Origin of the sequence: Microbulbifer variabilis ATCC 700307 (assembly GCF_000380565.1) — a bacterium.
In the GTDB taxonomy this organism is placed as follows: Bacteria; Pseudomonadota; Gammaproteobacteria; order Pseudomonadales; family Cellvibrionaceae; genus Microbulbifer; species Microbulbifer variabilis.
On the sequence record NZ_AQYJ01000025.1, the window covers coordinates 175,189 to 190,010 of the forward strand.

Genomic DNA, 14,822 nt, shown 5'->3' on the forward strand with positions numbered 1-14,822 from the left:
GATTTACAGGTCAGCGGCAAAAATATCAGCGTACTCACCTTCACCACCCGGTTTGCCATCGGCACCCAGGGAGAACAGGTCGAAGGGACCAGAGCTGCCGGGGCTGATGTACTGGTATTCATTACCCCAAGGATCTTTCGGCGATTTCTTCAGGTAAGGCTCAGTCCAGTTCTTGGCCTCCGGGAAACCTGACGGACGGGAAACCAGTGCCTGCAAGCCCTGATCAGAGCTGGGATAAACGAAGTTATCCATACGGTACATATCAAGCGCTGTCTCGATTGCTCGCAGATCAACGCGAGCTGCTTTCATACGCGCCTCACCAGTCTTGCCGAGTACACTGGGCACGACCATGGCGCCAAGGACACCGAGGATTACGATCACTACCATGACCTCAATCAGAGTGAAGCCGCGATTTTTGCTTAGGTTTTGCATTTTTTTCTCCAAGTTCAGCCGTAAGCTGGGAACCCCAAGGGCCACAATATCCTTCGTGACCCCACTCTAAAATATTGACTCACTTCAAGGAAGGCATCCCCCTTCACCCGAGTCAGCAGGTATCAGAGAAACCCCGACAGAATCAGGATTAACAGGAGACACTGCCCCTAAGGCTTCTCTTTGAGCCTTACATGGCCAGTTCGTTCATGCCCATAATCGGCATCATAATAGCCATCACGATAAATAGTACGATAGCGGCCATCACCAGCAACATCAGGGGCTCGAACAAACTCACAAAAGCGGTAACCGCACCCTGTAAATCCTGCTCCTGGGACTCTGCCGCCCTTTGCAGCATCTCATCGAGGGTACCGGAGGATTCACCACTGGCAATCATGTAAACCATCATTGGTGGGAAATACCCGATATCTTCCAGCGCTCTGTGCAGGCTACCACCCTCGCGCACAGATTTCTGCGCGCCTTCCAATCTATCTTTCAGAAAATCATTGCTCATTACTCCGCCGGCAATGCCCATGGCCTGTACCAGCGGTACGCTACTCCCCGTTAAGATGGCCAGGGTTCCCACGTAGCGAGCGCTCTGGGCACCACGTACCATCCACCCTATTACCGGTAAATCCAGTAGGCGATGGTGGAAACGGTAACGTATTGCCGGGCGCTTGAGCAGAAAGACTATGCCTATGATGATGGCGCCTAATACCGGGGGCACCAACCAGCCCCAGGCAGAGATGAAGTCACTCAGGGTAACCAGGATTCTGGTAGGTACTGGCAATTCCTGGCCGGTACCAGTAAATACCTCGATCACATCGGGTACCACATACACCATCAGGCCGGTCACCACCAAGACACAAATAAACACCAGCACCGCTGGGTAGATCAGTGCCAGCTGAACTTTTTGCCGAAACTGCTGCTGGCCTTCCGTGTAGTCACCGAGGCGCTCCAGAACTGCATCGAGATGGCCAGAGTGTTCACCAGCCTCTACCGTGGCGCGGTAGAGCTTTGGGAAAGCGCGTGGGAAGCTCGCCAGGGCGAGAGCAAAACTATGCCCCTCAAGGATCTTGCCTCGAACCGCCAGAACAACCCTGCGAATTTTTTGGTTACGAGTTTGATTGGCGATTGCCCCGAGCGTCTCCTCAAGGGGAATACCGGCACGCAGCAAAGTGGCAATCTGACGTGTTAGCAGCGCCAAATTTTTAATGCTGAGGCCTGGGCTACCAGACATAAGTCCACCGGCACTCTTTTCAGATTGCTCAGTAGCAGGAGCCACATCCAGGGGTACCATCCCCTTGGCACGCAATTGTTGGCGCGCGGAACGGGCACTATCCGCCTCAAGGGTTCCCTTGCTCTTCCGACCGGATGCCGCAAGGGCTGTATACTCAAAAGCTGCCACTTTCAGGACTCCTGGGTAACTCGCATCACTTCCTCAAGGGAAGTCCTACCCGCCAGAATCTTGGCGATACCATCATCACGGATGCTCGGCCCCAATTTACGCGCTTCGGCCACCAGTTTGCTTTCCGACGCACGATCGTGAATAAGCTGGCGCATCACCTCATTCAACGGTACCAGCTCATAGATGCCAATACGGCCGACATAACCGCTATGGTTACACTCCTCACAACCGTTGGGGCGATAAATAATGGTTTCCGCATTTGGGTCCACACCGAGCACTTGCCGCTCGTTTTCATCGGCCACATGGGGCTGCTTACACTCTGGGCAAAGTACCCGCACCAAGCGCTGCGCGAGCACACCAATCACGCTCGATGACAGCAAAAAGGGCTCGATTCCCATATCCACAAGTCGGGTCACTGCGCCAAGCGCGGTATTGGTATGCAGCGTGGATAATACCAAGTGGCCGGTCAAACTTGCCTGAATAGCGATTTGCATTGTTTCGAGGTCACGGATCTCACCCACCATCACCACATCGGGATCCTGGCGCAGAATTGCCCGCAAACCGCGAGCAAAAGTCATATCCGCCTTGGTATTCACCTGGGTTTGGCCCACACCTTCCAGGTTGTATTCCACTGGGTCTTCAACCGTAAGGATATTTTTCTCACGGCTGTTAATACTGCCAAGGCCAGCATATAAGGTTGTGGTTTTACCTGAGCCTGTAGGTCCGGTTACCAAAATAATGCCGTGGGGATGGGAGAGCAGTTCCGTCATTACACTGAGATCGCGCTGCGCCATTCCCAGCTTGCTCAGGTCCATCTTACCAGCCTGCTTATCCAGAAGACGCATAACCACACGCTCCCCCGCAGAAGAGGGCATGGTGGATACACGTACATCCACTTCGCGTCCAGCCATCAAAAGAGAAATACGGCCATCCTGGGGAACACGCTTTTCCGCGATATCCAGCTTGGCCATAACCTTAATCCGGGAGACCAGTAAAGGCGCTAGTGCACGGCGAGGCTGCAGTACCTCCCGCAGGACGCCATCAACCCTAAAGCGCACAACCAGCCGCTTCTCAAATGTCTCAATATGGATATCCGAGGCGCCCTGTTTAAGCGACTCGGCGAAAATTGCGTTGATCAGCTTAACGATAGGTGCATCGTCTTCCTGCTCCAACAGATCTTCAGTTTCCGGCAACGAATCTGCAACCGCGGCAAGATCCAAATCCTCACCAAGCCCCTCCACTTCCGAGAGGTTTCCTCCTTCACGGTTTTCATACAGTCGCTGTAGAGCAACCTGGAAAGCCTCTTCCTCGACGGCCTCCAGGCTCACCACAGCACCATTGATTCGCTGTACCTCGGCAACAGCCGAGGGATTCAACGGGGCCACATACTGGCATATAGGCTGGCCTTCCTGCTCCACTAACAGAACCCTGTGACGCTTGGCGAAAGCGTATGGAAGGCGGCGAATTATTGGAGTTCCTGTTCCTAGTTCAGCCGTCATTTAGATTCTTCGACCTCCAGCACCTCAACATCAACCTCACCTGGCACCCCCTCCAGGGCTTCCTCCAGGTTATCAACGGCATTGATAGAACCATCTACCGGGGCCGGGCTTTCGTTATAGGTTCCTGTTGGCGGCATTAAGTCAGGCAATGCATCTCCACGGTGCCAATCCCACAGCAGGCTTGTACGATCTTTGATATAGATCTGCTTCTGCTGCAGATCCATGTAACGTTTGCGGGTCTCCTCGTAACCTGCCACTTGCGTACTCAGGATCTTCGGCTTCAGGAACACCATCAAATTAGTTTTGAAGACTTCCTTTTTATTATTGCGGAACAGGCGGCCTATCCCTGGGATATCCCCTAACAAGGGTACCTTTTGCACAGAGTCTTTAACGGTATCTTCAATTAATCCACCCAGTACAAGTATTGCACCATCGTCGATGAGTACCTTGGTGCGTATTTCCCGCTTGCTAGTAATAATATCCGAAGCCCCGACAGCAGCATCAGCCGCGGCCGAAGCAAGGTTTTCAACTTTTTGCTCAATTTCCAGGGTTACAGAGTTGTTATTATTTACCCTTGGAGTCACTTTGAGTGTGGTACCAATATCCTCACGCTGAATGGTGGTAAAGGGATCATCATTACTACCCGACAACAGCTGTTCACCGGTGATAAAAGGCACATTTTGACCAACGAGGATCTCAGCCTCCTCATTATCCAAAGCCATAATTGTTGGAGTGGAGAGGATATTCGTGTTGCCTGCAGTGGCAAGAGCATTCACTGCGACACGAAGGTCGGTGCCACTCAGGTAACCTAAATGTAATGCATTCGCCCCAGTTAGACTTTCAAGAGGTAGTGAGAAAGGGTTGATATTTCCATCGGCATCTTTAGCCGGAAGGTTATTCCAGCCGGCAACAACATTATCATCCGCCCCAGCAATCCAGCTGATACCCAGCTCGTTATTGGTATTTTCATTAACCTCAACAATAATCGCTTCGATCAACACCTGAGCACGACGCACATCCAGACGAGCGATAACACCTTTCATGGTTTCCAGCAGTGCTGGAGGGGCAGTAAGAACCAATGCATTGAGTGATTCATTGACTTGGATACTGACTTCAACATTCGCCGCCTGCTGATCTTTCTCAGTGTTCTGAATACTGCCACTCATACCTTCCAGGATTGGCTTGAGGTCTGCAGCATTAGAGTACTGGATATAAACCACCGCAGTATTGCCATCTCCATCCAGCGGCTGGTCAAGGCGAGCAATAACAGACCTGATCTGCTGGCGAGTTACCGGGTCACCGGTCAACAAAATACTATTGGAGCGTTCATCCACGGCAATACGCAACGGTTGTACTTCCTTACCAGCCCCTTTACCACCACCCGACTGCAAAAGATCGGTGAGAATCTGCTTGACCTCTTTTGCGGAGGCAAACATCAAGGGCACGACTTCAATATCAATTGCACCAGCACGGTCCAATTGATTAACCAACCTTACGATCTGGTCAATATTAGCTGCGCGATCCGCAATAATCAGGGTATTGGTATCAGCGTAAGCCGCTAGATGGCCAGTCTGAGGAATCAGGGGGCGCAGCATGGCAATCAATTGCGATGCGGAAATATTTTCCACCCGCACAGTACGGACTACCAGAGACTCAGCCGGCGCACGGGTGTTGGCATCAGCTACAGGAATCGCTTGCTGTTTTGCTAATGCATCAGGCACTACTTTCCAGGTTCCGCCCTGCTCTACAAGACTAAAACCATTTACCTGAAGCACCGACATAAAAACATCGAAGGCTTCTTCATGGGTCATGGGATCACCGGCAACAACGGTGACTTTTCCCTTGACATTGGGGTGAACAATAATATTTTTTCCGGTGAAATCCGCAGCCCAGTTAATCAGGTCACGAACATCCGCATTATCGAGAGAAAGGGTTACCCTCTCCGGGCCTTGAGCCAGCGTTGCAGTAGACACAAAAAAACCAAATCCGACCGCAATCAGCCGTCGATAAAACATCTTCATCATTATTTATCTGGCTCTAGTAAATGTTCAAAAAACTCAAAACAATCTAGGTTGACAGTTTTTATTGGGGCTGACGTTGCGCTCGCCGTTCGCGAGCAAGTTCACGCAGCTTTTCCATCCGCTCCCGAATACTCTGCTGATTTTCTCCACGCTGCGCAGTATTACTGCTTCGGCTACTCTTGCGAGCAAGGCTGGAGTAATTCTTAAGCGGAACATTCGGTCGACCATCCACTTCTGGATAGGTCAGTTTTTCCATCCTGCCATTACGACGAAGAACTACATGATCTACCTCAACAGAATAAAGTTCTGCGCCACCCGGCAGAGAATCCCCTACATACAAACGCTTCGCAGGTTTTCCTTTTTCGGCCACAAGTGCGCTAGCTTTTTTCTTGTCACTACTGTCTAAAACGCCAGACAAGACAATATTCAATTGGGTGATAGGGAGATTGGAAAGATCGACTTCAGGGACTTCTACTTTTTCCTTGGCATCGGCGAGGCCAAAGAAAGGGGTATTTGGTATCGAAGCGGCCTGGGGCGCACTCACTCTGGAGTTCTTGCGCTCAGCCAGCAGAGATTCTTCAGTTTCCGCAGGAATAAACAGGGAACCATAGGCGAACAGGTTGCCAGAGACCCAAAGCAGACCCACTGCGGATGCCGCCATGGTGCCGCGGGAAATCGCCTTTCGCGACTCACCCTGGCCAAAACCGGTGCCAACTGAGCCAAAGGCTCGCTTTAATGGGGACATGAACATACCCACATACAAGTTCAACTTTTTTTAGGTTATTGGTTTTTGACGCCTATTTTGTTGCCTAAGTCTTTGAAAGGCAACGCTCCTGCCCAGTTAAACGCTGCAAACCTTAAATTCGTCCCCGAAATTGCACACTAGTTCCGCCTCAAATAAAAAAGGCGGCTACCCGCCGCCTTTTCCAGTACTGGTCAGTATAGTAATCAAGGATTACAGCTTTGCTTCAAGCTCGGGAACAGCTTCAAACAAATCAGCGACCAGACCGTAATCGGCAACGGAGAAGATCGGGGCTTCTTCGTCTTTGTTGATCGCAACAATCACCTTGGAATCCTTCATACCTGCCAGGTGCTGGATAGCGCCGGAAATACCGACAGCAATGTACAAATCGGGAGCGACGATCTTACCGGTTTGACCAACCTGCATATCGTTGGGAACAAAACCGGCATCTACCGCAGCGCGAGAGGCACCAACCGCTGCACCAAGCTTGTCAGCCAGCTTGTACAGCATCTCAAAGTTGTCACCATTCTGCATTCCGCGCCCACCAGAAATGACCACGCTAGCGGCAGTTAGTTCCGGACGATCGGATTTGGCGAGCTCTTCGCCGACAAAAGTTGAGACACCGGCATCATCAGCAATATCAACTGACTCAACGGCCGCACTACCACCTTCTACTGCAACAGCATCAAAAGCAGTGGTGCGAACGGAGATCACTTTGATAGCATCTGAACTCTGAACGGTTGCAATAACATTTCCTGCGTAGATCGGACGCTTGAACGTGTCAGCACTCTCTACAGCGATAATGTCGGAGATTGGCTGAACATCCAGAAGTGCGGCAGCACGCGGCAGCATGTTCTTGCCAGTGGTGGTGGCGGGAGCCAGGATGTGGCTGTAATCCTTACCTAGATCAGCTACTAATTTGGCAACATTTTCAGCCAGTTGGTGCTCATAGGCGGAATTATCAGCCAGCAGTACTTTACTTACACCTTCTACCTTTGCTGCAGCTTCTGCTACGGCAGCACAACCAGCGCCGGCAACCAGCACTGCGATATCACCACCAATAGCTTTGGCTGCGGCTACGGTGTTCAGCGTAGCGCCCTTCAGCTCGGCGTTGTCATGTTCAGCAATAACCAGGAAGCTCATCAGATTACCTTCGCCTCGTTTTTCAGTTTCTCTACCAGTTCCGCAACGTCGGCTACTTTAACGCCTGCCTGACGCTCAGCCGGCGGCTCAACATTCAGGGTTTTGGTGCGAGGAGTAATATCTACACCCAGCTCATCTGGAGTAGTAGTATCGAGGGGCTTCTTCTTGGCCTTCATGATATTCGGCAGAGAAGCGTAGCGCGGCTCATTCAAGCGCAAGTCGGTGGTAACAATCGCAGGCAACTTCAGTTCAACCGTCTGCAGCCCGCCATCAATCTCACGGGTAACCTTAACGTCACCACCCTCCACAGTCACTTCAGAAGCGAAGGTGCCCTGCCCCATTCCAGTCAATGCGCCCAGCATTTGCCCGGTCTGGTTATTGTCACCATCGATGGATTGCTTACCCAGGATGACCATTTGAGGCTCTTCCTTATCAACAATCGCCTTCAGGCACTTGGCCACGGCCAGAGGCTGCAGCTCGGCATCGGTTTCTACCAATATGCCGCGGTCAGCCCCCAGGGCCAGCGCAGTACGAATTTGCTCTTGGCATTGCTTGGAGCCCATGGAAACGGCGACTATCTCGCTGACAACGCCTTTTTCCTTCAAGCGCACCGCCTCTTCAACTGCGATTTCGCAAAAGGGGTTGATAGACATTTTGACGTTGGCTGTATCAACGTCAGTGCCGTCCGCCTTAGGGCGAACCTTGACGTTGTAGTCAACAACGCGTTTCACAGCTACAAGAACTTTCATGGAAATCCCGTCTTAAATAAGCTTTTTAACAGCCGCGACTGACGATTCACATCGCGAACGGATACGGTGTTCTGGTCAAACAAGTGTTTGAACGGCGTGTATGGTGGCGGTTCTATACAGCAAAATCAATAGTCAAATAGAAGTCATCACTGCCATTCACAAAATCTATTTCCCACCATTGAGGTAGTCTATCCCCTCTTCCTAACCTGTTGAAATACAGCGCATTTGCCATAGCAAATGAATAGTCATGCAATTGGTAGGGTTGATTAAACGCCTATATAATCAGCCACCAATATAAATGATAAGGCCGGAATGGCCGCAAAAAGTTGAATGCAACTGCTGAGGAGAGTGCCGTGGAACGCGAATCAATGGAATACGATGTAGTGATCGTGGGTGCCGGCCCCGCCGGATTGGCAGCGGCCTGCCGTATTCGCCAGCTCAATGAAGACATCTCAGTATGTGTCGTGGAGAAGGGTTCCGAGGTCGGTGCCCACATTCTTTCGGGCGCAGTTTTTGAACCTACTGCCCTGAATGAACTTTTCCCTGATTGGAAAGAGCGCGACGCCCCACTGAACACCGAAGTCAAGGGCGATGACATCTACGTCCTGCGCAGCGATGAAAACTCCATTAAAGTGCCCAATATGTTTGTGCCCAGCACCATGCACAACGAAGGCAACTACATCATCAGCCTTGGAAATCTATGCCGCTGGCTGGCGGAGCAAGCAGAAAATCTGGGAGTGGAAATCTTCCCTGGGTTCGCCGCATCTGAAGTGCTTTATAATGAAGACGGATCCGTAAAAGGCATTGCTACAGGTGATATGGGAATCGGCCTGAATGGGGAGCAGAAAGACTCCTACATGCCCGGCATGGAACTGCACGCAAAGTACACACTTTTTGCCGAAGGCTGCCGTGGCCACCTGGGCAAACAGTTGATTGAGCGCTTCAAACTGGATGCCGATACCGACCCACAACACTACGGCATAGGCATAAAGGAAATCTGGAAAGTACCTGCTGAAAAACACCAACAGGGCTTGGTAGTTCACACCGCAGGCTGGCCTCTGGATCAAAGCAACACCCACGGTGGCGGCTTCCTTTACCACCTCGAGGACAACCAGGTAGTGGTCGGCCTGATTACTGATCTGGCCTACAGTAACCCACATGTCAGCCCCTTTGATGAGTTCCAGCGCTACAAGCACCACCCGGTGATTAAGCAATACCTGGAAGGTGGCGAGCGCGTGGCCTATGGCGCCCGAGCTATTGTTAAAGGCGGCCTACAGTCTCAGCCAAAAATGACTTTTCCTGGCGGGCTTCTAATAGGAGATAACGCCGGCACCCTGAACTTTGCCAAGATCAAGGGAAATCACACTGCGATGAAGTCTGGCATGATTGCTGCAGAATCCGTAGTGGAAGCTATTGCCGCAGACCGCAACAGCGAGGAGCTGACCGATTATACCTCCAGGTATCGTGACAGCTGGGCCTGGAAAGAGCTACATATGCAGCGCAACTTCGGCCCTGCCCAACACAAGTGGGGCAACATCCTTGGCTCCGCTTATGCCTTTGTGGATATCAACCTGTTCAAAGGCAAGTTGCCCTGGACCTTGCGCGATACTAAGGCAGATCACGCTCAGCTCAAACCCGCAGCAGACTGTGCAAAAATTGACTACCCAAAACCCGACGGTGTACTTAGTTTTGATAAGCTGTCCTCTGTATTTATTTCCAACACAAATCACGAGGAAGATCAGCCCTGCCATCTGATCCTGAAGGATGCGGAGATTCCGCTGAACCACAACCTGCCAATCTATGACGAACCGGCACAGCGCTACTGCCCCGCCGGCGTATACGAAGTTGTTGAGGATGCCAACGGCAAGCGATTCCAGATAAATGCACAGAACTGTGTTCACTGTAAGACCTGTGACATTAAAGACCCAACCCAGAATATTGTTTGGGTTACTCCGGAAGGTGGCGGCGGTCCCAACTACCCAAATATGTGAACCCATCGACTTAAATGGCGCCTTCCGGCGCCATTTTTATATCTACTTTTTCACTCGAACTCTCTGCAACGTGAAAAAGTAGAGAAAATTCCTGCGGGCGAAAAAGAGGCAGCAGAAATTATTGAGAGAGAAGATCAGAATTTATATTGAGCGTTTATGGCAAAGGTCTGGCCCGGCTTTTCTTCAAAGACAATAACGCCATCTCGCTCAATCTCAATTGATTCATCCAGAAGGTTTTGCATCTTGGCCTTTATCGTCACCTCCTCAGTAGGGTGCCAGGAGTAAGTTAGGTCAAGCGAATGGAAAGGTTGCTCGTAAGAATCTGGATCCAAGTTACGGCCAGCCAGATGCAGGCGCTCTCCAAAAACGTTGTAACCCAGCGTCGCAGAGTGATTGCCATCAGGGCTGTCGAAACCCATCAACATATTCACAACGTATTCGGATGCTCCTGTCATTTCACGCACCGGATTCGTCGGAGCATCAGCCTCATCTCCAGCAACCAACTCGGTTTCCTGCAAGGTTACATTGCCCTGCACAAAGAAGCTCTCCATATTATCGCCAAGGAAACCAAGTTGCTTCATGCCTTCGATTTCAATACCGATAATCTTTCCAGACTCGGCATTAATAATCTCGCGAGCCACATTGGTATCACTGGAGGCAGCCTCGAAAAACTCAATTGGGTCAACCACATCCTTATAAAAAGCAGAAACTGTCAAACTGTCCCCGCTGTCAAAGAACCACTCAGCACGTAAATCATAATTGTTGATTTCTGAAGGCCTGACATCGGGGTTCCCTTTCACCTGCTCATCGGTAATAGGGTCAATATAGAACGCATCGGTAATTTCGCGAAGATCAGGCCGCACGGCTGTTTTTGAAACCCCCAAACGAAGCTGGAACGTCTCCGCCCAAAAAGACCCCATATAAGTCAGAGAGAAAGATGGGTAAATGTCATCTTCAGCATAAACAGCCTCCAGCAACTCATCCGGGTCAGCTGTTACTTGCGGGTCATCTATCGTGTAGCCATATGGGTTCCACTCAAGTGCCACCTGGCTGTAATCCTCCCAGCGTGCCCCTGCCGAAATTCGCCAAGCTTCATTGAACGTCCAATCGAATTTACCAAACACTGCATCTGTTGCCGTTGCAGCTAAATAGCTTTGCTTGTTGCTCCCCGCCAAGTCAAAAACAAAGTCATTATCGCCGCTGATAATATTACCATCACTAAATACTTCATCTAGGGGGCTGCCCAACACATCCTCATCGTTCACACTGAAAATATCCAAGCGTAGCTCAGTTTGCCTGTATGAGCGTCCCTTCTCTATCCTGGCAAAACCACCGCTTAACTCCAGGCTGGAAGTGGAAAATTCCAAAGGTAAGGTGGCCGACCAACCATAATTTTTAACGTCATCCTCAAGCTCTGTGAAGCGGAACCCCGCGCTTCGCGAGCCTGTACTGACCTTCGAACTCAACACTTCGCCTGTCGCAGGATCAGTAACCGTATCGGAAATAACATCCACCTGATTAGGAATATCCGTGGTCGCTGTCGCGTCCGAATAGAACCAGTCGAAAACCACCTCTTCCGGAACCCAGTTGAAAAAATCAAAAGGAAGGATAGCTTTGGTCTCAGGCCCCAAGGAGTGGCTACCCTTGACCTGATTCAGGGCCAACTCCCTCTCTTCATATTTCAACAAATACTCACGATAGCCAGAACCATCTGATACCTGACGATTTTCATTAAAGTAATCGGTGATAGAAGTTTCATCATCAGTGTTACGTAGAAAGAGGCTTGTATTTTCGATTACATGCTCATCCGCAAAGCGCAAACCTAAATTTAAGTTTCCGCTGATATCCACTGAGTATGTAGACTTGCTACGGTTGTTTAATTGCTCATTGGGAGCCCCGAAATTGCGCAGAGTTCTCTCAGACTCTCTCCACTCGCTTTTATATGAGGCACCAGCCAGAAGCCCCAACTCCCATTTATCACCGAGATAAAAACGATTACCTACACTCGCTTTCACATCACCATCAGGATCGCTGGACTCCTCTTCGATGGCAATATCACGATTAAGGTTTAGGGACAGCTCACGATTTAGCCCCCGGGCTGCAGCATCAGCTTCCTGCGCACTGGAATACTGCTTTCCTTCCTCAATCAGAATTTTTCTAATATCAGAAATTCCCAAACCACCCCTGAAGCGCTTTAGCGCAACAGAGATTTCGCCCGGTAGCGCCCTGGTTCCGTCATCGGTTCCGAAGTGATCATTACCCCCTCCCCGATAGCTCAGAACTTCACCGCTGGTTTCTGAGTTGGCTCCTGTCCCCAATTCAATTGAATACGTAAGATCATCTGGAATCCCCTTTGTCCGAATATCCACATTTCCACCGCCAAAACTCGCGGCCTGGTCAGCAGAGTAACTTTTCTGTACAGCCAGCGAATCCACGATAGAGGTGGGAAATAGATCGAGGGGAATCACATTTCTCGTCAAGTCCGGTGAAGGTACCGTAGCGCCATTCAGCGTGGTACTGGAGTAACGCTCTCCCAATCCCCGCACATAAACAAATTTATCGCTCACTAGCGATAGTCCCGACACCCTGCGTAACGCCGCAGCCACCGTTGAGTCCCCTACCCGACCAATCATCTCAGCACCGAGGATGTCGGTGACCACCTCCTCTTCCAGGCGCTCACTAACCAGAGATTCCGCCGAGTCCCTTAAACGCCCCTGGACCATTACTTCTTCAAGACTTTGTATCGAACCGGTCTCTTTTTCCACAAGATCTGCATCCTGGGCAATTACACCAGGAGCAATAGCAGTGGCCGCGGCAATAGCCATTACCAGCGGCACCCTCTGAAAATTTTCATATTTAGCCATCACATAGGCCTCTTATCATTCCCATTATTGGGTGTCTAAACCAAGCAGGGCGCCGACTCCATCAGCGAAGGCGGCGCCCTGCAAGATCAGGAGAGCTTCCCCTAACCACATCTTTGGCTAATTATTCAAACCAGAGAGGCTGTGCACGGCTGCCTTGATGTAAGCCATAAGTCCAGCCTTGAGTCCAATCAGTACCGTTGATATCAAGTGCACCCAAATAAGCACGCTCAAACGCGGTGACAGCGGGTTCCGCGTCGTTGATTCGCTGCTGGTCGGCGCCCACGGTATAGATTGCTGGAGTGCCGTCTAGCAGAATAAAGTTAGTATCAATGCCGACAGTTGGGCTCAACGCTCCTGAAATTGGAGCAAACTGATTGCCGCTATCTACAGCCCACGCCTCCAGATCAAAGGTATCTTCATCTGTCTTGGTGCGATCCTCACAAGCAAAGATGTTGGAGGTCAGGGCTACTTCCGTACCAGAGGTTGCTTCATTGCGCGTTTGAACACTCTCCATACGCAGACAGTAATTGCTACCATCATCTGACGTTTCATCAGCTTTAAAAGAAGCAACAATTATGGAATTGGTAATCATCGGATAGATACCCTCACGCAGACGCCAACCTGCACCCGGATCGTGAGTACCTTCTTTTTGAGCAGAAACGATACAAGTCAGGCCATCAATTATTGGACGGCTGTTCAGACCCTGATCAATCAGAGCGGTATAATCAATCGTATCTTTGTAAGAACCGATTCCATCTGCCTCAATACAGTGGTTCCCATCATTTTCACTCTGTACAACCAAGGCATTGGTGATCCTTCCACGATAACCTTCATCAATATCGATTGAATCATCTCGCACATAGAGAGCAACATAATTGCTAACGTCTACTGCACCACCAAAGAACTCAATTCCATCATCAAAAGTGGAATAAGTTTGCAGGTTATTTATCACTGTGCCGCTGCCAACTGCATCAAAAGAGATGCCATTTAATTCATCACCACTAGCAACCAGGGCACCCGTGTGCTTTACAACAACATAGGAAAGCTCGCCAGAGTTATCTCCATTGTTGTCTCCACCGTAGTATGAGGTGTTATCGTCAGTGGAACCTTCAGCGGCAACATGACACTCGCCATCCAAAGTGAGATCTCCACCGGCAATTGAGCCTGAGTATTTGCACTTATTGGTTACACCAAAACCGTTGATAACCATTCCACCCCACTGGGATACGGCATCTGCAGTTACAGTGCCGCGGACATCTGTTTCAGAGGTAAATGTAATTGGTGCGGATTCAGTACCACGGGCAAAAACCTGTGAACCACGATTTACAACCATAAAGGCTGAGTTATCCTTAAAGGCAACGGTTGCACCGGCTTGTATTTCCAATTTGACGCCATCACCGCCCTGGGCAACACCGGCAGCCTGTAAGTCAACATCACTGGAGTAGTTTTCACCAACAAAGAGACTACCGTCAAAAATGTGCGCGCCATCATCTGGAAGCGCAGGAAGATACAAGTCCTCGGTTAAAGGATTAGACGCGGAAACAAAGTCGGCTCCATATCGACAGTTACCGCTTTCAAAAGAGCCTTGTACCCCCGTACTTTGGATCGCTGCGCAGGGATTTTCAGAAGATCCACCACCAGAATTATCGACAGAGTTGTCTACTGAATTATCAACAGTCTTAGGCTCAACACTCACTCCACCACCGTCACAACCCGCCAGTAAAGCTGTAATCGCGGCAGCCAGAATGATCTGATTTTGTATGCGTTTCATATCTCCCCCACAGGAATGTAATCCTTGAAAAACAGTCAATCAGCACGAAAAGCTATTGGATAGCCCTACTAAGCCAAACAACACACTGTTGACTGCCTAAATTTCTGTTTAATTTATTCGCCTAAGCGGTTAGGACGCGGGGGAGTGTAGAAACGCCGTGTTGCGAACTTGTTAACTTTTTATATATTTTCAGTAATTTTTGCAA

Annotated in this window: 10 protein-coding genes; 1 reads left to right on the forward strand and 9 read right to left on the reverse strand. The window is 50.3% G+C overall.

The genetic code is table 11. The annotated features are described in order from the left end of the window. Positions 1–3 precede the first annotated feature (3 nt). The 7 genes from gspG to G367_RS0109540 form a co-directional block, all read right to left on the reverse strand. Entirely contained in the window at positions 4–432 is a 429-nt protein-coding gene (gspG, locus tag G367_RS0109510) for a type II secretion system major pseudopilin GspG (protein ID WP_020412895.1), read from the reverse strand. A gap of 187 nt (positions 433–619) precedes the next feature. Beyond that, positions 620–1,837, reverse strand: coding sequence for a type II secretion system inner membrane protein GspF (gspF, locus tag G367_RS0109515; RefSeq protein WP_020412896.1), 1,218 nt, complete (start codon positions 1,835–1,837; stop codon positions 620–622). Positions 1,838–1,839: 2 nt separating this feature from the next. Then, positions 1,840–3,336, reverse strand: coding sequence for a type II secretion system ATPase GspE (gene gspE / locus G367_RS0109520; protein WP_020412897.1), 1,497 nt, complete (start codon positions 3,334–3,336; stop codon positions 1,840–1,842). Next, positions 3,333–5,360 (reverse strand): type II secretion system secretin GspD, encoded by a 2,028-nt coding sequence (gene gspD / locus G367_RS0109525; RefSeq protein ID WP_020412898.1) that lies wholly within the window; start codon positions 5,358–5,360, stop codon positions 3,333–3,335. Before gspD ends, gspE begins: the two co-directional genes overlap by 4 nt. Positions 5,361–5,418: 58 nt before the next feature. Then, positions 5,419–6,102: a type II secretion system protein N gene (locus G367_RS0109530; RefSeq protein ID WP_020412899.1), complete on the reverse strand. Its 684-nt coding sequence runs from the start codon at positions 6,100–6,102 to the stop codon at positions 5,419–5,421. Between the two features lie 210 nt (positions 6,103–6,312). Further along, the gene (locus G367_RS0109535; protein ID WP_020412900.1) at positions 6,313–7,242 is read right to left on the reverse strand and encodes an electron transfer flavoprotein subunit alpha/FixB family protein; all 930 of its coding nucleotides are present in this window, start codon (positions 7,240–7,242) and stop codon (positions 6,313–6,315) included. Further along, on the reverse strand, positions 7,242–7,991 hold the full coding sequence (locus G367_RS0109540; RefSeq protein ID WP_020412901.1) for an electron transfer flavoprotein subunit beta/FixA family protein: 750 nt from the start codon (positions 7,989–7,991) through the stop codon (positions 7,242–7,244). Before G367_RS0109540 ends, G367_RS0109535 begins: the two co-directional genes overlap by 1 nt. A gap of 353 nt (positions 7,992–8,344) precedes the next feature. Between G367_RS0109540 and G367_RS0109545 the strand changes: the two genes are divergently transcribed. After that, positions 8,345–9,982: an electron transfer flavoprotein-ubiquinone oxidoreductase gene (locus tag G367_RS0109545; protein WP_020412902.1), complete on the forward strand. Its 1,638-nt coding sequence runs from the start codon at positions 8,345–8,347 to the stop codon at positions 9,980–9,982. 134 nt (positions 9,983–10,116) lie between these two features. Here G367_RS0109545 and G367_RS0109550 read toward each other — a convergent pair whose 3' ends face one another. Beyond that, the gene (locus G367_RS0109550) at positions 10,117–12,846 is read right to left on the reverse strand and encodes a TonB-dependent receptor domain-containing protein (protein ID WP_020412903.1); all 2,730 of its coding nucleotides are present in this window, start codon (positions 12,844–12,846) and stop codon (positions 10,117–10,119) included. 121 nt (positions 12,847–12,967) lie between these two features. Then, complete coding sequence (locus G367_RS0109555; protein WP_020412904.1) at positions 12,968–14,617, reverse strand: beta-helix domain-containing protein; 1,650 nt, start codon at positions 14,615–14,617, stop codon at positions 12,968–12,970. Between the last annotated feature and the right edge of the window lie 205 nt (positions 14,618–14,822).

Coding starts and splice junctions, on each gene's coding strand:
- gspG (WP_020412895.1), bottom strand. CDS start 432: ATGCAAAACCTAAGCAAAAATCGCGGCTTCACTCTGATTGAGGTCATG.
- gspE (WP_020412897.1), bottom strand. CDS start 3,336: ATGACGGCTGAACTAGGAACAGGAACTCCAATAATTCGCCGCCTTCCA.
- gspD (WP_020412898.1), bottom strand. CDS start 5,360: ATGATGAAGATGTTTTATCGACGGCTGATTGCGGTCGGATTTGGTTTT.
- G367_RS0109530 (WP_020412899.1), bottom strand. CDS start 6,102: ATGTCCCCATTAAAGCGAGCCTTTGGCTCAGTTGGCACCGGTTTTGGC.
- G367_RS0109535 (WP_020412900.1), bottom strand. CDS start 7,242: ATGAGCTTCCTGGTTATTGCTGAACATGACAACGCCGAGCTGAAGGGC.
- G367_RS0109540 (WP_020412901.1), bottom strand. CDS start 7,991: ATGAAAGTTCTTGTAGCTGTGAAACGCGTTGTTGACTACAACGTCAAG.
- G367_RS0109550 (WP_020412903.1), bottom strand. CDS start 12,846: ATGGCTAAATATGAAAATTTTCAGAGGGTGCCGCTGGTAATGGCTATT.
- G367_RS0109555 (WP_020412904.1), bottom strand. CDS start 14,617: ATGAAACGCATACAAAATCAGATCATTCTGGCTGCCGCGATTACAGCT.